Origin of the sequence: Corynebacterium aquatimens, assembly GCF_030408395.1 — a bacterium.
In the GTDB taxonomy this organism is placed as follows: Bacteria; Actinomycetota; Actinomycetes; order Mycobacteriales; family Mycobacteriaceae; genus Corynebacterium; species Corynebacterium aquatimens.
The window spans coordinates 1,519,288-1,539,189 of the sequence record NZ_CP046980.1; the positions used below are offsets into that span (position 1 = coordinate 1,519,288).

The 19,902-nt window shown below is 59.4% G+C and carries 21 protein-coding genes and 1 tRNA gene; 12 read left to right on the forward strand and 10 right to left on the reverse strand.

The genetic code is table 11. The features are described 5' to 3' along the window. Window positions 1-2 precede the first annotated feature (2 nt). The 9 genes from CAQUA_RS06890 to CAQUA_RS06930 all read left to right on the forward strand — a co-directional run bounded on the left by CAQUA_RS06890 (window position 3) and on the right by CAQUA_RS06930 (window position 7,048). The gene (locus CAQUA_RS06890) at window positions 3-788 is read left to right on the forward strand and encodes a (Fe-S)-binding protein (protein ID WP_196823930.1); all 786 of its coding nucleotides are present in this window, start codon (window positions 3-5) and stop codon (window positions 786-788) included. After that, window positions 785-2,383 carry a LutB/LldF family L-lactate oxidation iron-sulfur protein gene (locus CAQUA_RS06895; protein WP_196823929.1) on the forward strand — a complete coding sequence of 533 codons (1,599 nt, stop codon included), beginning with the start codon at window positions 785-787 and terminating at the stop codon, window positions 2,381-2,383. The genes CAQUA_RS06890 and CAQUA_RS06895 overlap by 4 nt, the downstream gene beginning before the upstream one ends. Window positions 2,384-2,402: 19 nt before the next feature. Next, entirely contained in the window at window positions 2,403-3,065 is a 663-nt protein-coding gene (locus tag CAQUA_RS06900) for a LutC/YkgG family protein (RefSeq protein ID WP_196823928.1), read from the forward strand. 122 nt (window positions 3,066-3,187) lie between these two features. After that, a tRNA-Arg gene (locus tag CAQUA_RS06905) sits at window positions 3,188-3,264 on the forward strand. 112 nt (window positions 3,265-3,376) lie between these two features. Further along, a complete protein-coding gene (locus CAQUA_RS06910) occupies window positions 3,377-3,841 on the forward strand; it encodes a hypothetical protein (protein ID WP_231375349.1) in 465 nt (154 codons plus the stop codon). Further along, complete coding sequence (locus tag CAQUA_RS06915) at window positions 3,786-4,181, forward strand: hypothetical protein (RefSeq protein WP_231375348.1); 396 nt, start codon at window positions 3,786-3,788, stop codon at window positions 4,179-4,181. Before CAQUA_RS06910 ends, CAQUA_RS06915 begins: the two co-directional genes overlap by 56 nt. 131 nt (window positions 4,182-4,312) lie before the next feature. Further along, complete coding sequence (gene istA / locus CAQUA_RS06920; protein WP_196823927.1) at window positions 4,313-5,908, forward strand: IS21 family transposase; 1,596 nt, start codon at window positions 4,313-4,315, stop codon at window positions 5,906-5,908. A 6-nt stretch (window positions 5,909-5,914) separates the two neighbouring features. Then, window positions 5,915-6,664 (forward strand): ATP-binding protein, encoded by a 750-nt coding sequence (locus CAQUA_RS06925; RefSeq protein ID WP_196823926.1) that lies wholly within the window; start codon window positions 5,915-5,917, stop codon window positions 6,662-6,664. 114 nt (window positions 6,665-6,778) lie between these two features. Continuing rightward, the gene (locus tag CAQUA_RS06930) at window positions 6,779-7,048 is read left to right on the forward strand and encodes a hypothetical protein (protein WP_231375347.1); all 270 of its coding nucleotides are present in this window, start codon (window positions 6,779-6,781) and stop codon (window positions 7,046-7,048) included. 135 nt (window positions 7,049-7,183) lie between these two features. Here CAQUA_RS06930 and CAQUA_RS06935 read toward each other — a convergent pair whose 3' ends face one another. Together CAQUA_RS06935 and CAQUA_RS06940 are read right to left on the reverse strand one after the other, a co-directional pair. After that, complete coding sequence (locus CAQUA_RS06935) at window positions 7,184-8,020, reverse strand: SDH family Clp fold serine proteinase (RefSeq protein WP_196823925.1); 837 nt, start codon at window positions 8,018-8,020, stop codon at window positions 7,184-7,186. Window positions 8,021-8,414: 394 nt separating this feature from the next. Next, on the reverse strand, window positions 8,415-9,032 hold the full coding sequence (locus tag CAQUA_RS06940) for a hypothetical protein (protein WP_196823924.1): 618 nt from the start codon (window positions 9,030-9,032) through the stop codon (window positions 8,415-8,417). 247 nt (window positions 9,033-9,279) lie between these two features. Between CAQUA_RS06940 and CAQUA_RS06945 the strand changes: the two genes are divergently transcribed. Beyond that, window positions 9,280-10,560, forward strand: a complete 1,281-nt coding sequence (locus CAQUA_RS06945; RefSeq protein WP_196823923.1) for a hypothetical protein — start codon at window positions 9,280-9,282, stop codon at window positions 10,558-10,560. 7 nt (window positions 10,561-10,567) lie between these two features. Further along, window positions 10,568-11,038 (forward strand): hypothetical protein, encoded by a 471-nt coding sequence (locus tag CAQUA_RS06950; protein ID WP_196823922.1) that lies wholly within the window; start codon window positions 10,568-10,570, stop codon window positions 11,036-11,038. Window positions 11,039-11,306: 268 nt separating this feature from the next. Here CAQUA_RS06950 and CAQUA_RS06955 read toward each other — a convergent pair whose 3' ends face one another. From CAQUA_RS06955 to CAQUA_RS06965, 3 genes are all read right to left on the reverse strand, one after another. After that, entirely contained in the window at window positions 11,307-11,684 is a 378-nt protein-coding gene (locus CAQUA_RS06955) for a hypothetical protein (RefSeq protein WP_196823921.1), read from the reverse strand. Window positions 11,685-11,784: 100 nt separating this feature from the next. Continuing rightward, complete coding sequence (locus CAQUA_RS06960) at window positions 11,785-12,216, reverse strand: hypothetical protein (RefSeq protein WP_196823920.1); 432 nt, start codon at window positions 12,214-12,216, stop codon at window positions 11,785-11,787. After that, on the reverse strand, window positions 12,203-12,865 hold the full coding sequence (locus tag CAQUA_RS06965) for a hypothetical protein (RefSeq protein WP_196823919.1): 663 nt from the start codon (window positions 12,863-12,865) through the stop codon (window positions 12,203-12,205). Before CAQUA_RS06965 ends, CAQUA_RS06960 begins: the two co-directional genes overlap by 14 nt. Before the next feature lie 315 nt (window positions 12,866-13,180). Between CAQUA_RS06965 and CAQUA_RS06970 the strand changes: the two genes are divergently transcribed. After that, entirely contained in the window at window positions 13,181-14,134 is a 954-nt protein-coding gene (locus CAQUA_RS06970) for an Ltp family lipoprotein (RefSeq protein WP_196823918.1), read from the forward strand. A 4-nt stretch (window positions 14,135-14,138) separates the two neighbouring features. Here the strand turns inward: CAQUA_RS06970 and CAQUA_RS06975 are convergent, their stop codons facing one another. The 5 genes from CAQUA_RS06975 to CAQUA_RS06995 all read right to left on the reverse strand — a co-directional run bounded on the left by CAQUA_RS06975 (window position 14,139) and on the right by CAQUA_RS06995 (window position 19,897). Further along, complete coding sequence (locus tag CAQUA_RS06975; protein ID WP_196823917.1) at window positions 14,139-14,396, reverse strand: PspC domain-containing protein; 258 nt, start codon at window positions 14,394-14,396, stop codon at window positions 14,139-14,141. Between the two features lie 57 nt (window positions 14,397-14,453). Then, on the reverse strand, window positions 14,454-14,945 hold the full coding sequence (locus tag CAQUA_RS06980) for a MarR family winged helix-turn-helix transcriptional regulator (RefSeq protein ID WP_196823916.1): 492 nt from the start codon (window positions 14,943-14,945) through the stop codon (window positions 14,454-14,456). Window positions 14,946-14,986: 41 nt separating this feature from the next. Continuing rightward, window positions 14,987-17,734 carry an AAA family ATPase gene (locus tag CAQUA_RS06985; RefSeq protein WP_196823915.1) on the reverse strand — a complete coding sequence of 916 codons (2,748 nt, stop codon included), beginning with the start codon at window positions 17,732-17,734 and terminating at the stop codon, window positions 14,987-14,989. Beyond that, window positions 17,735-18,928, reverse strand: coding sequence for a metallophosphoesterase family protein (locus CAQUA_RS06990; RefSeq protein ID WP_196823914.1), 1,194 nt, complete (start codon window positions 18,926-18,928; stop codon window positions 17,735-17,737). A 69-nt stretch (window positions 18,929-18,997) separates the two neighbouring features. Beyond that, window positions 18,998-19,897 carry an SWIM zinc finger family protein gene (locus CAQUA_RS06995; protein WP_196823913.1) on the reverse strand — a complete coding sequence of 300 codons (900 nt, stop codon included), beginning with the start codon at window positions 19,895-19,897 and terminating at the stop codon, window positions 18,998-19,000. Window positions 19,898-19,902 lie beyond the last annotated feature (5 nt).

Here is a 19,902-nt window from a genome sequence, read left to right on the forward strand (position 1 = left end):
CAGTGCGAGTAGCCCTCTTCTCTACCTGTATCGGTGACGCCCTCTTCCCTGATGCACACAAGGCTTCAGCACTCGTGCTGTCCCGCCTTGGGTGCGAGGTGGTCTTCCCCACGCAGCAAACCTGCTGCGGTCAAATGCACATCAACACCGGGTACCAGAAAGAAACGGTGCCCATGATTAAGAACTACGTTGACGCATTCGCCGATGACTCCATCGACTACGTCGTGGCGGCATCCGGTTCCTGCACCGGCGCGGTTCGCGAACAGCACCACCGCATTGCGGAGCGCTACGGCAACGCATCGCTGGCCGCTGCTGCGGACAAAACCGCGAAAAAGACGCTGGACTTAGCAGAGTTCATCGTCGACGTGATGGGAACCACCGATGTCGGCGCTTTCTTCCCGCACCGCGTGACGTACCACTCCACGTGCCACTCCCGCCGCTTCATCAAGGTCGGCGACCGCCCGACTGACCTGCTCAAGGCAGTCGACGGACTGGAGTTTGTGGAACTAGAAAACGTCGAAGAATGCTGCGGCTTCGGCGGCACCTTCGCCATTAAGAACTCCGATGTCTCCTCGGCAATGGTCAGCGACAAGGTGCGCCACATCAAAGACACCCAGGCTGAGTTCGTCACCGCCGGTGACTCCTCTTGCCTGATGAACATCGGTGGCGCAATGTCGCGCCAGCACACCGGAATCCGCTCCATCCACATCGCGGAAATCCTCGCATCCACCCGCGAGAACCCGTGGACCCCCACCTCTGCCGCATACTCGAAGGAGAAGGCGCTGTGAAAGTTGCACTAGGCACACCCACTGCCCCGCCCCACGCCCCGCATGAGCCCGGTCACTTCCGCGAAGGAACCAAGTTTCCTAAGGCCGCTAAGACCGAGCTGCAGAACTCCACGCAGCGCCGCAACCTGAACTACGCCACCACGACCATTCGTGGCAAGCGCCAGCGCGTCGTCGATGAGTGCGAGGACTGGCAGGAGCTGCGCGAGGCTGGCTCGACCATCAAGCGCGACGTCCTAGCCCGCCTGCCCGAGCTGCTGGAGCAGTTCGAAGAAAACGTCACCGCCCGCGGCGGCCACGTCCACTGGGCACGCGACTCGAAGGAAGCTAGCCAGATCGTCGCCGACCTGGTCAAAGCCACCGGTGAGACCGAAGTGGTCAAGATCAAGTCGATGGCCACCCAGGAGATCGCCCTCAACGAGGTTTTGGAAGACCAAGGCATCCACGCCCAAGAAACCGACCTGGCTGAGCTCATCGTCCAGCTGGGTGAGGACTTCCCGTCCCACATCGTGGTGCCCGCCATTCACCGAAACCGCGCGGAGATCCGCGACATCTTCGTCGATAAGATGCCCGGCGCGCGCAAGGATCTGACGAGTGAGCCAGCTGAGCTCGCGGAAGCCGCGCGCATGTTCCTGCGTGATCAATTCATGAAGGCCAAGGTGGCCATCTCCGGCTGCAACTTCGGCATCGCGGAAACCGGCTCTGTCTCCATCGTGGAATCTGAAGGCAACGGCCGCATGTGCCTCACGCTGCCGGAGACGCTGATCACGGTGATGGGTATTGAGAAGATCCTGCCGAAGTTTGAAGACCTAGGCGTGTTCATGCAGCTTCTCCCCCGTTCCTCGACTGGTGAGCGCATGAACCCCTACACCTCGATCTGGAACGGCGTAACGCCTGATGACGGCCCGCAGGAGTTCCACATCGTGCTGGTGGACAACGGCCGTACCGCCGCGCTGTCCAACGGCATCGGCCGCGAGGCACTGAAGTGCATTCGCTGCTCCGCGTGCCTCAACGTCTGCCCGGTGTACGAGCGCGCCGGCGGCCACGCCTATGGCTCCGTCTACCCGGGCCCGATCGGCGCGATCCTCACCCCGCAGCTCGCCGGCATGGACTCCGCCGATGACGTCACGGCCTCCCTGCCGTACGCCTCCTCGCTCTGCGGGCGTTGTGACGAGGTGTGCCCGGTGAAGATCCCCATCACCGACGTGCTGCTGGAAATGCGCCACCAGAAGGTGCTCAACCACCGCCCGCCGATTGAGGCCTCCATGTTTGGCACCATCGGCCTGGTCTGGGGCAAGCAAGCGATCTGGGACCGCGCCGTGCGCATGGTGGCGCTGGGCCGCGTGCTGGGCGGATTCAACGGCGTGATCGAATCACTGCCGCTGTTCATGTCCGGCTGGTCCGACTACCGCGACACCGCCGTTCCGCCGAAGCAGTCCTTCCGCTCCTGGTTCGAGTCCGACGAAGCAAAGCGCCTGCTTGCCGACGCCCGTGCTGGCGCACACACCAGCACGAAGGCCGATGACAACAACGGCACGGACGATTTCCGGGACGCCCAGGAGGACACCTTGGGCGACGACTTGGGCCGCGACAGCTAGAAGGGAAAGGATCGAAGCCATGACTAACGCAAAACAGGACATCCTGACCCGCATCCGCAACGCGGAAAAGCTCGCTGACGCCCCCGCCAGCGTTGAACACGCCCGCGACTACCGCACGGAATCCACGCACAGCCGTGAGGAGCTCAAGGAGATCCTCATCGACCGCCTCGTGGACTACAAGGCGGACGTCAAGACCGCTGACAAGCAGGGCCTCCCGCAGGCTCTCGCTGAGGTTCTACGCGACCGCGAATGCCACGACGTACGCTACGCGCCGGGCCTGAGCACTGAGCTTTTCTCAGCTATCGACGGCTCCGTGTCCGCAACCCCCGACGACTCCAGCGTCGACCCGCGCACCCTTGGTGACGTGGATGCCGTTGTGACCAGCTCCGTGGTGTCCTCTGCTCAGACCGGCACCATCGTGCTGCAATCCGACGTGAGCAACCGCGCCGGCGACGGCACCGGTGTGTGCGGCCGCCGCGCTCTATCACTCGTGCCCGACCGTCACGTCTGCATCGTGGACATGGACACCGTCGTCTACGGCGTGCCTGAGATGTTCGCAGCCATCGACCCGGAGAAACCAGCAACCCTGATCTCCGGCCCGTCCGCCACCTCCGACATCGAGCTCGTCCGCGTCGAAGGCGTCCACGGCCCGCGCGACCTGATCGTCATCGTGGTGGACTAACCACCACCGGTAACCGCCCCGCCGACCGACCACCCCGGCCCGTCAGCGCAGCCGGTTACCGCGCCCGCGCGCCCGAGTGCTAACATCATTCGGGCGCGCTTCGCATACACGCAAGCGCACACGTCTCCGTAGCTCAGTGGATTAGAGCATTGGTTTCCGGTACCAAAGGTCGCAGGTTCGAATCCTGTCGGGGACACCATTTGCTTCGAGGGTTTCGGCTTTCTCACCAGCATCGATTCGGGAATCTCCCGGACTCGATTAATACTACCTCTGGGGAGACGACACAGGTCACCGGAGGCGAAAACGGTGGAGTGAAGTTCCGCAGGGTCGGCGACAGCGAGACCATGCAGAACCAGAATCCCATTCCCGCGACGGTAATCAAGGTCAACCACGAGTTCGCAGGGAAAACCTTCCTGTTCCCCTCAACTGTGATGGCGAAGGCGACGTCACCGTTCCTCCTGAGCCACGTTGACGACGAGGACATCATCCGTGCTGCGAAGCGTGTCTCGGACTCCAAAGAGGCGCTCACCCGCGAAGAAATCGCGGTCCGCAAAGACAAGCTCGACACGAAACGGAGCACCGACGCGGAGGTCGAGTTGGCTCCCGTGGCGGAAGACGTTGTCATCAAAGAACTGACCCGCCGCGTATTCGGTCAGCGGGGTTGTTACCCAGGACAAGAAGAACGCGATCACCCTGGCGCAATACGTCCTTCCGACGTTCATGGCGAACGCCGGTATCGACCACTGGACAGAAAAGGCGAAGCAGTCCGCTGTTGACGAACTCGTCGCCCTGGTCAACGCGAAAGCGAAAGAGCACACCAGCAACTTGCAGACCGAAACGACCATCGTTCCGGTGGAGCTGCCGATTGACCAGGTGGTCACTTTGCCGTTCGGTAAGGAGGTCCTCGATCAACTGTCGCGGGACCAGCAGGCGAAATTCCAGCCGCGCGAGTTTTACGACGGATGGAACCGCGGACTGTTCTCCGCAGCGAGTTTCGATTCGTGGGGCGGCGAGTACTTGCTGGCTCTGCTGCTGAACTACACCTCGGACATTGTCTGGTGGAAGCGGCTGTACGTCTCTGACCGTGCGTCGATCATGTATGCCGATTTGGTGTAGTTGGTACGGGGTGTCTGCGTAGTTGGTACTGGTTTTCCGTGTAGTTGGTACTGCTTTGGGGCAGGTTGGATTTCGGCGGCATCGCAATTCGGTGGTGCCGTGTCTTACCTGTTTTGAAGGAGGACGGCTAGATGGCCAACTTCAAAGATATTGCGGTGTTGATTTGCGAAGGCCGCAGCTATTCCTACATCACCGAAGTGGTGGGGTGTTCGCGTCGGGATGTCTCGCGTGTGCAGCGTGTTGTGAAGGAGCATTCGCTGACGAGTGAGTCGTTAGCGTTGTTGTCGCCGGGATGGTTCGATGAGATGTTTCCCGATGGGCGCAGCGATCGCTCGAAGCAGTTCGATCAGCCGGACTACCGTGCGCTGGCACAACGGTTGAAGCACAACAAGCACCTGACCCGCCACAGATTGTGGCTGGAGTACCTCGACGAAGAGCCAGCTTCCGGGTTGGAGAAATACAAATACTCCCAGTTCTGCGACGGCTTAGCAGCGTACGTGGACGCGAGTGATCTACGCGAGGTCATTGAGCATGTCCCAGGCGAAGAGCTGTACGTGGACTGGGCCGGTGACAAAGTCGGCATCATTGACCGGGCAAGCGGCGAAGTCGGGTTGAAAGCCTCGCTGTTTGTTGCGGTGTGCCCGTATTCGGGGTTGCTGTTTGTCACCGCCGCCGCGGACGAGAAGATGGGCTCGTGGATTGATTGCCACGTCAAAGCCCTGGAGTATCTCGGGGCCTGCCCCCGGGTCATCGTGGCCGACAACGCATCCACAGCGACGTACCGGCCGGTGAAGAATCGTGCTTACCGGGCGGTGACAGCGAAGTACGCCGAGTTCGCCGAGTACTACGGGGTCACGATCGTACCGGCCCGGCCGGGCAAACCGCGCGATAAAGCCTCAGTGGAGCGTGCGGTGCAGATTGTGTATTCCCGGATCCTGGGCTATTTCGACAACGAGGCGTTTTTCACACTCGACGAGCTCAACGAGGCAATCGCCGAGCGGGTCGAGGAAATCAACACCGCGTTGTCCTACCCTGACGGCACGACGCGCAGAACCCGGTACGAAACCGACGAGCTGCCGATGATGCGACCGTTGCCCAAAGACGCGTTCACCAGCGTGGAATGGAAAAGCCCGAAGGTGGATCGCAACTGGCATGTCTGCTGCGACTACCAGTACTACTCGGTGCCCTTCCAGCTCGTAGGCAAGACCCTTCGTGCGCGGTTGACCAGCACACTCGTCAGCTTGTACGACGGCGACACCCTCGTTGCCGAGCACGCCCGCTTAACCGGCTACCGCTACCGCTATTCCACCGACCCCACACACGGGCCTGCCCAGGGCCAGCACGCCCCAGCTGTGCTGAGCAATGATGAATTACTCGCATGGGCGTCCTCGTACGGGCCGGCGACGGCGGCGGTGATCACCAAGGTCTTGAATGTGCACTCGGCAGCACCAGCCCGGGGACTACACCAAGCGCGCAACATCCTGGCCAACCTCGGCAAGAAACACGACAAGACCACGTTGGAACCAGCCTGCCAATTACTGCTGGATAAACAGCTCGCCCCAACAATCAGTGTGCTCAAGCGCATCCAATCCGACGTTGCGCACAACCGGCCAGAGCCCACTGCATCACACACGGCACCCGCAGCAGCAATCGTCGACATCACCGCGGTCGCCGACTCGGTGTTCATCCGCCCAGCCGACTACTACGACACCACAAAGGAGGGCTAGTAAACCATGATCGACATCGACGAGACCACACGCGTGAAACTACGCGCCCTGCGGCTGTCAACCTTCGCCGACATCTACTTCGCCCTCCTCAACGACGACGCCAACGCAGATGAGCTTCCGGAAAACATCTTCCTCGCCGCCGTCGATGAGGCACTCGAACAACGCCGGCAACGTAACGTGGCTAAAGCAATCGCTCAAGCCCACCTGTTCTACCCGCACGCCACCATCGCAGACATCTCCCGCCCGAGCGAACGCGGTATCAACGAGCGGCAACTCAAACGCCTCGCGGCCACCAAATGGCGCGAAGAGCCCACCAACATACACATCCTCGCACCCACTGGTGCAGGAAAAACCTACATCGCCTGCGCACTCGGCGTCGAAGCCTGCCACACCGGGCACAGCGTCGCCTACTTCCGGCTCGACCAACTCACCGCGAAGCTCGCAGTCCTCCCGACCACACACCCCGACTACACCGCCTTGATGAGAAAGCTCATTAACGTCGATGTCCTCATCATCGACGACTTTCTGACCATGAGCATCGACCTGCGTGGACAAGAGGACCTCACCAAAATCGTAATCGAGCGAGACGGGCGCCTGCCGACCATCATCGCCTCACAATCCACCGCCGCCTACTGGGTGCAAACCATGCCGAACAGAATCGCGGCCGAATCCCTCGTCAGCAGACTCAACACAGGCCTACGAATCGACATCGGCGACTACGACATGAGAAAAGCTCTCAGCCGCCCCACCAACTAACCCACCCCCCACAAGCCGGCGCTCAACCAGCGCCGGCCACCCCAGTACCAACAACACAGAAGCCACCAGTACCACCTACGCAAAACACCGGTACCAACCAACCGGGCTCAGCACATGTACACCACCCGCGACACCTACTACCCGGACTTCGTCGCCCAAGATGCCGCCGGCACCATGTGGATCATCGAGGGCAAGTCCGACAAGGGACGAGATGACGAAACGGTCCAAGCGAAACGAGCCGCGGCCCGGGTGTTGGTACGCGAACTGCTCGGCGAGGACGGCTTCGAGGGCCAGAAGTGGGGATACGTCATTGCCTACGAGTCGGACATTCGAGCGTCCGAGTCGTGGGAGGACTTGAAGCGGAAGTCGAATCCCGGGGCCTAAGTCGGTTCACGCTCCGGGGCGAATCGCGTACCGGATGGACAACTACGAAGATGCTCTTTTAAGGCCCGTGGGATGTTATTGATCGTTAGAGGCGCTAGGAGACGCCTGGCGGGGGCGATTAACCAGTCGTTAATGCTATTCGTAAAAGTGAACCTGAGATGCCTTCGTACCCTCGTAAGCCTGCATTCGGTCGACAGGTCCGAGTGCGAAATACCTAGCCCACAATTCTTGGATAGCCACCCATTGCTCGTTATCCATATTTAATCGTTTGACCGGCAATCCTGCGTCGAGCGCCTCACGGGCACCTACTACCGCTCCGTGCATCTTCGGTGTGTCAATCAAGGGTGCCTGGATTTGATTGCACAAGGCATCGACTTCATCTGGAGTGCGATTATCGTTACTCTCCACAGCTTGACGTGCGATGTCGGCAATCCGGTCAAGTGCCGAACGGGCGAACTGAACCGTCGTAGCGTCGACTCCACCAAGTAGTACGGCATGAAGCTGAGCGGTATCCGGGGCCGCAGCGACCATTTCAAGCGCACGGTCGTAAGCGGCCATCATATCTTTGGCGCTGATAAACCCTCTTCCAGGGACAAACACTTGGGGATCAATAGGCCCCAAGTCGGAAGTCGGTCCCATGATAATGGAGTCCGCTCCCAGAGCCATGATGGTCGCAGCGGACTTTGCAATCTCGGGGACCAGAATGACGAACTCTGAACTTGCAGCATGGCACATGCGGATCAGGCGGATAGCAATTTCAGGGTCACCACCCGGTGACCGCAGCATCAAATGCAACGGCTTATCCAGCTCTTTAGAATGCAGACACTCGTTCAGTAAGGTGATGCTGTTGGGTGTTACCTGGTCGATCATCACTGCCAGGTTGCAGTCGTACTTCTCCTCGTAAGCATTTATTAGCTCACGTCGGTCGTAACGGTGTGCATTTTGCGCGAAGAAAAGCGGAGTGTAACTCATGGTTTAGACGAAAGCTCCACCCGTGAAAGCGGGACGGAAAGGAGTTCGTGGAGAGCACTGGGAGGCTTCACTAAATCTTTCGCGACCAACTTCCCAAGCCTCGCGGAGTTTTCTGGTCTCGCGATCCCATGATTCGCGCTCGCTGTCACTAATCGGCACGCCAGGGAACAGAACCTCATTCTCGCTCATTGTGTCTCCTTTCCGGTCTTTCGCACCATCGTAAACTAGCGGCACGACACGAGCCTCGAAGTATGTTCGAAAAACTCCCCAAGAATTGGCCTACGACCTCGTTTGTGCTGGTAATTGCAGGCCGCTGAGGGTGGGGCAGAATTGGACTCAGGAACTTTCTGTCATGGACTGAAGTTGCAGTGCCAGCGGCAATGACGCTGCTAGTCTAAATTTCGGAAACCGCCCGCGCGGGGGTCTCACGAAACATCTTCAATTTTTTCACGAAACCCCCGGCCGGCCGAAGGAAAACGGCCACGAACACGAAAATGACCCGCTCCGCTCGTTCGGAGGGGTCATTTTTCTGTCTTGAAACGCAATTTTCAGCCAATTTTCGGCTCTCGTGCTCGGAAAATTCCTTGCAAAGGTTGAATCCGTTTTCGAAACTGGAGGCATCTACCAGAATGTGCCCCTCTCGGGGGTCTTCATCCACCGCGAGTGTGTAGCCATTCTTCTTCGACTCTTTACTGGCTGGTTCACGGTCCAATATAATTTCAATGACTTTTATGGTTTCTCCGTAGTCGTTTACAACACCATGCTCAAAGTGCCGGTACTCATTGAGCCATTCTGAGCCGCCAATGCGACTTCCCTCTTCATCAACTTTCTCGAAGTAGAACTTCGCGGGCTGGTTTGCTGCCGCCTCCGTCGCCGGCATCCCTACTACCGCCGCGCCCCCCGCCACGGCTACCGCTGCGAGTACCGAAGCGGACTTCTTCGCAACGTCGCTTCGTCGACCGTGTGTTTCATTACGGTCTTTTGACCAAAGAGAAAACCCATGTGGTTTCACACTCCTCAAACTTGTTCAGACTGACCGGGCCTGGACGTCTGACCAGTCGGTTTCTTCACAGCCTAAGTCGACGGGTCCAAAAACACCGCCAAAAGTATCGCGGTCAAGGTTTCGGGGCACGCAGCCGTGTTTGTGCAGGCCACACTACGTTTACGGCCAGTCCACCTAACACGGTCCATAAACCACTCTTTAGCTGCTACGTTCTAGTCCCCAACCGGCGTGTCGACCCGTCATGCACACTGGTCTTATGACCGAGTCACACGAACACGACGAGTCCCCAGACCAGCCGGACAACGCCGACGGCCGCCCCGAGAACCCCGACGACACAGCGAACGAACAGACTCCCGACCCCGACTTCCTCGACCTCCCCATTTCCGACTTCAAAGACGAAAATCTCGACGACCTCTGGCGCAAACACGACCCTGAGGGTTACGCCAAGTTCCAGGAGACTGCCCGCAAGGCGCTCGGCTCACTGTTCAAGAAGATCGACATGCCTCCTCTTCACCACGTTGTCGACACCTCGAAGTTCGCCTCTGCGCTAACCGCCGACGCATGGAAGTCGCTCGCAGGTCTTGAAGCGCCCCGCCTTACCCCGCTGCTGCAACCAGAAGTCGCTAGGACGTTCACCGGCATACACCTCGACCCGTCGAAGTGGGCCACGCCCGACCTTCGCCAGCACGCCCTAGACGCGGCCGCGGCGGTAACGCCAACCGTGGACATGAAGAAGTTCTACGGCCCGGTCATAGACGCCCAGAAGCTGCTCGCGTCCAACGGCGCGCTCAAACTAGGAGAGCAATTCCAGCGCTCGCTCGACAAGACCTACGCGGACATTGCGAAGTCATTCGCCCGCCTCGGCGTTGTGGACACCTCTGCCCTCAAAGAAGCGCAGCAAGTCTCCAAGCAGTACGCCGACCTCGTTGCACAGCTCGGCGTTAAAGAAGACCCGCTGCCGTACTTAGAGCAGTTCCACAACGACTTCCTCGTCTTGTACGCCTCCCTGGTGCTCGCGGCAGGCCGTCTCGAAAACCTTGTCGCCGACCTGTGCGAAGTACTCCTCGGCAAACCACAGTTCCACGGCGCCAGCGTTGCCGCCCAGCAGAAGCTAGGAAACATGCGGCAAACGCTAGAGGACCAGAAGAAATGCACCACTTGCAGCGAGCTCGCTAAAGAGGTCAAAGACCCGTTAGACCGGCGCAACCTCCTCGTTCACGGCGACTGGCTGGTTGGAGAAGAAATTGCTTCCGACGAGTTGAAAGAGCGCCATGCCTGGTACTGGCGCATCTCGCGCACGTCGCGGGTCACGAAGCGGAAGCCTATGAGCAACAACGAAATGCAAGCGCTGGCCGCCGAATGGGACGCGGGCAAGAAGAAAACGCTAGGCGACCTGTTCCACTCGGAGGTGGTCTCGCTCGGCTTTGTGACCGCCTACGTCAACAAATTTGCTGAGCTCAACGAGAAGTTGGAAGCCGAACTTACCCGGCACGAAAACGCAGCGCAACCCGGACAACGTACAACACAAGGAGAATGACCAAACCATGAAGAAGATCTACTACCGAAACCACAACGCCCTTCCTAAAGCAGTCCTGGCAAGCCAGAACGAAAACGGCTCATGGACCGTCGAAAAGCAAGCCGTCGCGGGGTCCGTCCCGCTGGGCGAGGACGAGTTCCGTTATGCATACCGTAACGAGCCCCGAGACGGGGAAAGTTGGACCACCGGCCACCGAGACTTTGTTGGAGCAGAAGGAATTGCAGAAGCAATTTCTCGCGGTGCCGAGCCGCGTTGGCTCACGACGAAGGAAGATGTCGAGCAGTGGGCAGACGAGCACCCCGGAGCCTGGTTCCTCGACTTGAAGATTCTCGGGGTGTGGAAGCGGGAGGACTTGCCGTGGGGCACGGTGCGAGATTACGAAGAAGGCCTCTCGCTCGACTGGGACCGGGACAAAGACTGGGCGCTGCCGCTTGTGGTGCTCGTGCCTGCCGAGGAAGTCGCTGGCCGGCAGGGTTAGTGGTCATATGTCATGTAACCGGAGGCGGAACCCGGTGTAGCCGGGGTGTAACCGCGGACCTGATATAACTGGTTAGAAAGTTTCGTGAAAGCCCCCGCGCGGAGGATTTAGCGTTTGAAACGCCTTCTGATTCGCAAAATTCCTCGAACACCACAATGGCACCCTTCGCGGGGTGCCATTCGTTTATCAACCCGTTTTTCAAAATGCCCATCAAGCGCATCAGGCGCGATGTGTTGAGAACCAGGTTGATCAGTCCGATGCAACCGCGTTACGCCCCGCCGTACAAAGCTCCTTCCAGCCAGGCGACGTTCGCGCGGTAGTTTTCTTCATCCCCGTCTAGGTATTCACTCTCCATGTAGATGAGGAAATCCACCCAAAACGCTTTCTCGTTCGCAATCCAGATGGACAAGTCCACTCCAGGCGGAAGGAAAACCGTCCACGTTTTATCCGGGTTGTCACCGACGGAGACCTTGGCAGGTAGATCCGTCCAATCGTGTCCTTCGAGTTGGCGTTCAATCTCCGGTAGGAAGTTCGAGGAACCGTATTCATTCACCTTCGCTGCCGATGAATCCCATGAGAAGCGCACTACATCTAATTCACCGTGCTCGTTTCGTGCTGTGCGGTTTATGTCTTTCTGGTCTGTCAACTGTCTCCCCTTTTCTAGTAAACCGATAGGTGTTCCACTTACGCAGAGAACGACGCGCCTTTCTCAAGCACACACGACGTTCGCGTCGTCCCAGCTTTATCTACATCGCGCTCGCCCCATCGCCGGCCTCGTCCGGTGGTGTGAGCATGCGCACCGGCGGAAGTCCGTACGAGGTCACCATGCGGTTGAACTCGCGCATCCCAGGCTCCGCGCCCGAGGCCTCACAAGGCTCTCCTGCATCACGCAAGAGATGTTCTGCCAGGCGAGTGATCGCATGCCAGAAACCATCGCGCGTGCCGTCGTGGGTTACCGCGTAATAGTCCAGTGAATCATCCGGCACATGGCCGTATGTCGCATCACAGTCCACGTCGAGCTTCCCGTGAGCGTGCAACGTCGCTAGCTCGTACAACGCCTTGAGATTTTGTGATGTGTCGATCAGAAGCAAAAACGTTGGGTTGGTCTTGCGATCTACCGTGTACTCTTCGCGCAACATCCCAGCGGTCGTACCGGGTACTACATTAAAGTGCTTCATCTTGTTTCACCGTCCACGATGCAGGAACTTTCTTCTCACACACGCACAATTCCCAATCGTCGATCGCGTTCGTCCATCGCTCGGGTGGGAAGTTGTGTTCCTCGTCTACGACTGTGGGCAGTAGACGATCAATCTGGTCCGTGAGATCGACAACCAGTTGTGTTTCAAAGTCGCCGTCGTGGAAACAGTCAGCCATTTCGATAAAGCTGTCCACTAATGGATTGTCGTAATTGAACACTCCAAGGTTGCGTTGCTGTTCAGCGGTCAAATCCATGTCGTTCGCGTCGTACAGGTCGAACTTTTCTTTTGTCTCTTCCACGTCGAGCATGCGCTTGACGCGGTTGATGTTGATTAAGTACGCCCCATCTGCACACGGTTCATCGACGGGTTGAAGCCATCCAGTTTCGATGAGCGCTTCCACACATTCCTCCACAGTTGTGGGTTTAATCCAATTGACTACGCGCAGTTCGCGCCCGTGAATGTCAGCGACAAAACCAGCCAGTGAGCGTCGAACGTTCCCGTCACGCCCGAGTGTCTCACCGGTGTAGTCATCAGCGTGTAAGGCGATCTGTTGAAGAACGTCCTTCTCATAGAACTCCAACGACGGAACAGCGATGCACGAAATTCCATCAGCCAAAATCTCTCCCAAGAGCATCATCTCCTTAAATAGTTTGGATAGTCGATTCGATCTCGACGTAGATGAACTCTAAGCCCACATGTTTCCGCATGTCAAGTACAAGTTTTGACACATACTATGTGATGTGATATTAGCGCTTGTTATTGCGGGATCCATGCTTATGCAAATCAGCTGAGTCCGCCGCGGGTGAAGGACGCACTATCTACGCCCCACTCTCGTGTTGTAGAGTGCGAAAACCCACCAAAGAACTGCCCCATTTCTCCGTCGCTCGTATGCTTAAAAACGAACCAAAGATTTCGCAATGAACTGAGCACGGAAGACAAAGCTATGAGTTCCCCTTACGACCCCAATAATCCAACCCCGGGTAACAACCAGTCTGGGCAGGGCTGGGGTCCCCAAGCTCCTTTTGGGCAAGAGCAAGGCGGCTGGTCCCAGCCGGATCCGAACGCCTCCTGGGAATCTTTGCAGCAGGTACCTTCCGTCGGGCCGAGCGAATGGGGCCAGCCGGCTAACGGCCCAGGCAGTAATTTCGCGCAGCAAGGTGGGCAGGCCCAGTTCGGGCAGCAGCAGTTCGGGCAACCGCAGAACGGGCAACCGCAGTATGGGCAGGGTTCTAGCGGTCAGCCGCCATATGGTGAGCAACCACCAACGGAGCAAGGCGGTGGTAAGGGCCGGATGTGGGCGATCATCATCGGCATCGCCGTGCTCGTCACAGTCGCAATCGTTGCACTCGCGTTGGTTCTTGGCGGGGATAAGGACAAGAATTCGGAGGGCACCGCTTCGTCGGAGGAGAAGATCACTCCCACGACATCGGAGACGGGAGGCGCTCCCTCAGAAGAACCGGCAAAGTCGAGTGATTCGAAGTCCGAGAAATCCGGCGACAAAGATCGCGGCCAGGGTTCTGCCAAGGACTCGAAGAAAGAACCCACCTCGGGGGCGAAGCCCAAGGACGGAAACGTTCCTGCAGACCACAAGAAAGCTCTAGAAGAGGCAGAACGCTATTTGGCCGTGATTCCGTTCTCCTACGAAGGACTTTATGATCAGCTCATTAGTGAATACGGCGCACAGGCATCGCCTGAAGCCGCACGTTACGCGGTAGACAACGTGGACGCAGACTGGAACGAGCAGGCGCTACGCGCGGCGGAGCAGTACGTGAAGGTACTGGACATGAGCGATGAAGAGCTCTTCGACCAGCTGACGCACGACTTTGGCGGCAAGTTTACCCCGGAGCAGGCACGCTACGCGATCGAGCACCTGGACCGCAGCAAGCTCAAGCCTTAGCAGCCTAGATCTTCTGCTCGGGGATGATTGCCCAGCACACTAGGTACGCCAGTACGCCGGAGAAACCCGCGAGAGTAAGAAACACAAAGATCACGCGCATGAGCGTGTGATCAATGTTGAAGTGATCAGCAAGGCCCGCGCACACGCCCGCGATAATGCGGTCCGTCCGCGGACGAACAAGTACCGGCTGCGGCGGGATGGGATTAGCACCCGGAACGTTCACGTTCGGGTTTGGGACGTAATCGGGGTTGGGTTGCGACATCGTGGGGTCCCTTCTCAATGAGGTTTTCACGGTCGCACGGGCCACGACCGTTGGTGTCTAGCCTGCCTTATTGGAAAATTCAGTCACATCAAGTTCGTCGCTGGCGCTCATCAGGCCTTCCATGAAGCGCTTGAGAGGAGCGACTTCACCCTTCTTCATGTGATCGAAGATAAGTCGGCGAACAACTTCGACGTGGTCCGGAACGGCAGCCTCTAAGCGCGCCATTCCCTCGTCCGTAAGAACAACAACCACGCCGCGGGCATCCTCTTCACTCTTGTGCTTGTTTAACAGCCCGCGCTTATCCATACGCGTGATCTGGTGGGACATCCGTGAACGGTCCCAATCAAGTTCGATGCACAAGTCGCGCATTCGCATCCTGTGGTCCTCAGCCTCAGAGAGTGCAATAAGTACAGCGAATTCAGACGAGGAAAGACCGCCACTATGCATCAGGGTATCTTCCAAGCAACGATCAATACGCCGGCCCGTAGCCAGCATGAGCCGCCAGAGCTGCTGTTCTTCATCGTTTAGCCAGCGCGTCCCCGTTGCCATGTCATACATATTACACGCGCAATCGCTGATTTTCGGCGTTTTTATGCGTTATTTGTATGGTTTTTCAAGCTCTCAATGGAAGCGAGACGGGCGGGAGCGATCCCGTCGAAGCGGCGCGGGAAACAGGTGAGCACAAAGACCTGCGAGAACTCCCCTACCTGCGAGAACAACACATTCATCAGGTCCAGGCGGCGGGGATCGGTTGCACCAAGGGCGTCATCAATAACAACGGGCACGGGCATCGGCTCATCGCTGCCACTGGCCACCATGTCCGCGATGGCGAAGCGGGTAAGCAGCGCCATTTGTTCCTTGGCCCCGCCAGAGAGTTGGTCCAGATCAACCGTCGTGCCATCCACAGTTCTCGTGGTCACTTTAAGGTTCTCATCGAGCGCGAACTGCGTGCCGGGCCCGAACACGGTCGATGCGTAGTGCTGTAGCGCCTTGGCAAAAGGGGCCGCATATTTTTCACGTGCGGCATCGCGGTGCGCAACGAGGGTTTCGTACAACAGTTGCGCTGCCTTAGCCTTCCGGCGCAGGCGGTCACGTCGGGTTGTGGCCAGCTGCAGTTGGGCCATGGCTCGGTCGAGTTTCTCCGCCTCACCTTCAGCACGCTGGACGGAAGAGTCCAACGCAATCTGCCGTTCGCGGGCCCTAACCCGGCGTTGGTCAAGATTGTTCACGCGGTTGCGGGCACCCGCAAGCAACTTCTCCGCCGTGCCAGGATCGACGGCAGCGACGCGCTGCGCGATGTCGTCGTGTTCCTTGCGTGTGGTGTCCAGGTTCTGCTCGGCGGACGTAAGGGCGCCGTGCAACTCATCATCGGCGGTCTTCTCGCGCATAGAAGTCAGATCGGCGCGGGCGCGCTCCACCGCAGCAGCTTTATCCCCAATGCGCGTCTCCAGCTCAGCGAGGCTCCGCGCGTGCGGCATCGCCTTCAAACTAATGAGCCTCACTTCGGCTTCGTGGGCGGTGGTACGCGCGTCCTCGTACGCACTTTCCGCGAGGGCGACGTTGTTCTTTGCGTCCTCGTGGGCAATGAGCCTGTGCGCGTTGTCGTCGCTGTGCGTGTGGTCGTCGCTGTGGGATTCGGCGGCGGTAGAGCGGAGGCGTTTGAGTTCCTCGCGGGCTTCGTCAAGGTCGCGGCCGGCTGCGGCGTCTGTGCGTTGGCGGCGTATGGCGGCTAGTTCGGCTGTGCGCTCCCTGTGTTCGTCGCGAAGCGCGCGCGCTGTCTCAACGCTGTCGCAGCCCAGTTCTGCCAGGGCGTTTGTGAACTTTAGTTCGGCGTCGCGCAACTTGCTGGTTGCTGTATCGGTGCCGGGCGCTGCGCGGTAGGTCAGCGCAAAATCAGCGATTGCCAGCGTGGCACCGTCCGCCAGCGGGACAGAGGTGGTGTCCGGGCCGGCAGGAACGTCAATCCTGGTGTCATCAAGCGTGATCGTTGCGCCGGTCGGGTGGGTGATCTCAAACCGAGCAGCGGCGCTGTCCACCACCGTGCGCTGCACCGTGACATCGCTGGCTAGTTTCTCCAGTGCGCGCACGTCGTCGTCGTTAAGCACGCGCTGCGGAAGTGCCGCGACGAGTCCGCGGATCTTCGTGTTCAAGCCGTCGATCGTGTCCACGAAGACCTCAAGTTCCGCGATGCGCTCGCGCGCGTCAACCGCCGCGAGCTGCTCTTTGGCGTGCGCAAGGTTACGCGCACGAAGCTGCGACTCTTCTTTCGCTGTGGTGTAGGCCTCTTCCGCCGCGGTAATGGTGTCCTGCTCCGCCGCGGCCTTTTCCTGAGCCTCCTCAAGACCGCTGCGTATCGCAGCCAGTTCCGCTTCTTGGGTAGAAAGCTCAGCGACTTGTTTCGCGCGCAGCTCCACCGCGGTACGGGCGTGGTCACGGTCCTGCTCCGCGCGGGCGACTTTCTCCCGTGCTTGTTCCAACTGGCCGGCCAGCGCGTTCGCGGCCTCAGCGTCAGCTTCGCGACGGGCAAGCGCCTCCTGTGCCTCGGGGAGCTCGGCCGTGATTTCTGCTTCCTCATCGCGGCAGCGGGCGTACTCGTCCACGTCGGCTTCGTAAGCCTTCTTGTTCTCCGTCGCCTCGCGGACGGCCTCTTCAGCCGATTCCACCGCGGACTCTGCATCTTTGATCAGCTTGGTCGAGCCGCCTTTTTTGGTGAAGTATTTCTCATACTCCGAACGCACGCGTTCCATCAATCCGGTGTCATCCACATCGCGGTCGACGTACTCGTGGTTTCCCTGGCCCCGCGCAGGCTGATCGCGCTCAGAAAGGCTCTGACCGTGGGAGTCCGTGCGGCGGGCACTGGATTCCATGGTGCTGGCTAGAGCTGGAATACCAGCGGCGGCAACTGCGTGGTCGAGCTGACCTTGGCGGACAAACAAAGCTTCCTTGAGTTGGGTGTCCACATACTCTTCCACGATCTGGTTGAGCCGGTTGTACGCTTCCTCGCCGCTGAGTTGCTCCCGGGTGGGGGCAGTGATGGTCAGCTCGGCCTTTCCGCGCGTGCCACCGAAGCGTTTGTAGATGGTGAACTCGTAGGGACCGATAGTGGCGCTGAGAGTGACCTCGGGGGACACATCCTTGCCCACGGGCTTCAACGCGCGCGTCTTCACGGTGTTGGCCGTGTGCTTGATGTTCAGCACTGCATCCAGGGCATCCAGGATGGTGGACTTGCCGGCCTCATTATCGCCGTAGATAAGAATCACGCCGGTGTCCGGCAGGTCGTTTAGCTCTAGGTGTTCCACGGCCCGGACGTTGTCCAGAATCAGGGAGTGGATACGCATTTACTTGCCCTCCTTGCTCAGGCGGAACAGCAGGTTCACGGCGTCCCGGGCGGTCATGTCGGCGGCACCAGCACCGGAGCCAGTGTCGCGTTGTGCAGATGCGGCTGCGGCAACAAGTTCAGCCATCGCGTCGCGTGCGTAACCAGACAGCGGGAGGTTCAGCAGCTCATCATCACCGGGTTCAATGTGCAGATCCATCTTCGATTCGCGCTCATAGAGGGCACCGAAGATATCCTCCCGGGCGGCCAGACCCTCTTCCAGCGCGCCGGTGGCTTCCAAGCCCAGCGTGCCGGTCATGGAGTACTTCACCACCGTGCGATCTTTCGCCGGGTAGGCATCCAGATCCGCCAGCACGCGGTCAACATCGTCCGCGTCCGCCACGTCCCAATGCAGCGCGTCAAAGACCCACTCCCCTGTTCGCTGCTCCTCCACGGTGACGTCGGCCGTGGTCACAGTCGGTTTTGTAATGGTGACCACCAAAGCGTTGCCGGAGTTCGTCTCATTGCCCTCAACCTCCTCACGGCGGTCATGGAAATCCGTGACTTCCGGCGAGCCGGAGAACCACACCTTGCCACCCGGGCCGATCGGCCCTGCAGAGTGCGTGTCCCCCATCGCAACGTAATCAATCGTGCCGCGCTTCAACGCTTCCTCCAGCCCGGGAAGATCGATCAAGTCCGGCTTCGGCTCGCTCGAGCGGGAAAAGCATTGCCCGTGGGCGACAAGGATTCGGATCGCCTCAGTGGGCGCAAGCTCAGCGATAGCCTGTGCCGCCAAGTCACACGTCGAATAGCGCGCGAGAAGTGGCGCACCCACGATCTCCACACCGGGGCGATGTTCTACCGGCGTGGTGTCACGCAACACGGAGATGTTCTCCCGCTCGTCAGCACGCTCGAGCGCAGCACCCGGCACCAACGGGTCGTGGTTGCCTGGCAGAAGATACACCGGCACGGGCAGCGCGTCCATCGCATCCAGCGCGCGGCCCATCGTGCGCTCCGACAACGCGTTGTCATCAAACACGTCGCCCGCCACCACGATGAACTCCGCGTTGTGCGAACAAGCAAGCTCACCAAGCTTAGCGACGGCCCGCAGGCGCGAATCATCAAACCGCGCCTGGGCGTCGCCGTCGAGGAACCAGCGCCGCATTCCCAGTTGAAAATCCGAACTGTGGATGAATGTGACCGATCTATCTGTCATGCCTTACACACTTACCAGGGCTGCCCGACATTGAAATGGAAAATACCAACGAAATCGAACATGCGTGCCCTAATCCCGGCGCGTCAGCTCCTGGTACAGATCCTCAATGTCCGCAACCCCGCGTAGCTGGTCCAGGTTGGTGAATGAAATTGACTGCATCGCGCGGTGCAGTAGGTCAATGTCCGAATCCTCAATCATCGGTGCGACCTTCGGAGTAGGCAGATCTGGCAGCTCACGTCCCTCCCAGAACAGCTCGGTGCTGCCGTTGTGGTTCACGTTCGCGCGCTTCTTCGAGGACTCGAGCAACTGGCGTTCAACCGTGAGCGGATCCAGTTTGCGCAGGCGGAAGAGCACCGTGGGATCTGCGTCCAGCATCTCCGCTGCCTTGAAAGTCACCGCGATAGCGTGCTTGCACACGTCCGTGTTGTCCGGGCAGTCGCACATGAACCGCACTGGTTCCCGGTCGGACGCCAAGAGCAACTTCAGCAAAGGCTCGGAAAAACGCCCGGCGCGGGCCGCGCGCACTTCACCGCGGCTGGATGCCATGAGCTGCACCGCTTCTTGGACCTGCTCCGTGGTCCGGTAGGGCAAGATAACCACGGGCGTAAACGGTTCATTTTGCGTGCCGGCCACGGAGCCAACGAACTTTCCCGGTTCGACGGCGACGCTTAACACGTTGCCTTTCGCCGCATACGCCCTGCCGCGGGATAACCGGCCCGTTTCAGCCTTGCGCATCATGGCGTCAAGCAGGCGCCGGGCGGGCGCGTTGGAGTGCAGGGCCTCGAGTGTGTCGCCGGAGGCGTTCGGTGCCGACCCGGCAGCGTCCCGTGGGATAGACAGCGTCTCCTCCGCCGTCGATACGCGCTTGCGTTGACCGAAGTTTGCGTAGATGACGTTGTCTTCGCTGGGGCGCTGGGGCTTTTTCGTCTCTGAGTCTTTCGTGGGTTTTGGCGGTCGACGTTTAGGCATAAGCG

Bases quoted from the DNA above. Each gene is read 5' to 3' on its own strand.
- CAQUA_RS06900 (WP_196823928.1), top strand. From the start codon at position 2,403: ATGACTAACGCAAAACAGGACATCCTGACCCGCATCCGCAACGCGGAA.
- CAQUA_RS06915 (WP_231375348.1), top strand. From the start codon at position 3,786: ATGGCGAACGCCGGTATCGACCACTGGACAGAAAAGGCGAAGCAGTCC.
- istA (WP_196823927.1), top strand. From the start codon at position 4,313: ATGGCCAACTTCAAAGATATTGCGGTGTTGATTTGCGAAGGCCGCAGC.
- CAQUA_RS06925 (WP_196823926.1), top strand. From the start codon at position 5,915: ATGATCGACATCGACGAGACCACACGCGTGAAACTACGCGCCCTGCGG.
- CAQUA_RS06930 (WP_231375347.1), top strand. From the start codon at position 6,779: ATGTACACCACCCGCGACACCTACTACCCGGACTTCGTCGCCCAAGAT.
- CAQUA_RS06935 (WP_196823925.1), bottom strand. From the start codon at position 8,020: ATGAGTTACACTCCGCTTTTCTTCGCGCAAAATGCACACCGTTACGAC.
- CAQUA_RS06945 (WP_196823923.1), top strand. From the start codon at position 9,280: ATGACCGAGTCACACGAACACGACGAGTCCCCAGACCAGCCGGACAAC.
- CAQUA_RS06950 (WP_196823922.1), top strand. From the start codon at position 10,568: ATGAAGAAGATCTACTACCGAAACCACAACGCCCTTCCTAAAGCAGTC.
- CAQUA_RS06960 (WP_196823920.1), bottom strand. From the start codon at position 12,216: ATGAAGCACTTTAATGTAGTACCCGGTACGACCGCTGGGATGTTGCGC.
- CAQUA_RS06970 (WP_196823918.1), top strand. From the start codon at position 13,181: ATGAGTTCCCCTTACGACCCCAATAATCCAACCCCGGGTAACAACCAG.
- CAQUA_RS06975 (WP_196823917.1), bottom strand. From the start codon at position 14,396: ATGTCGCAACCCAACCCCGATTACGTCCCAAACCCGAACGTGAACGTT.
- CAQUA_RS06980 (WP_196823916.1), bottom strand. From the start codon at position 14,945: ATGGCAACGGGGACGCGCTGGCTAAACGATGAAGAACAGCAGCTCTGG.
- CAQUA_RS06985 (WP_196823915.1), bottom strand. From the start codon at position 17,734: ATGCGTATCCACTCCCTGATTCTGGACAACGTCCGGGCCGTGGAACAC.
- CAQUA_RS06990 (WP_196823914.1), bottom strand. From the start codon at position 18,928: ATGACAGATAGATCGGTCACATTCATCCACAGTTCGGATTTTCAACTG.
- CAQUA_RS06995 (WP_196823913.1), bottom strand. From the start codon at position 19,897: ATGCCTAAACGTCGACCGCCAAAACCCACGAAAGACTCAGAGACGAAA.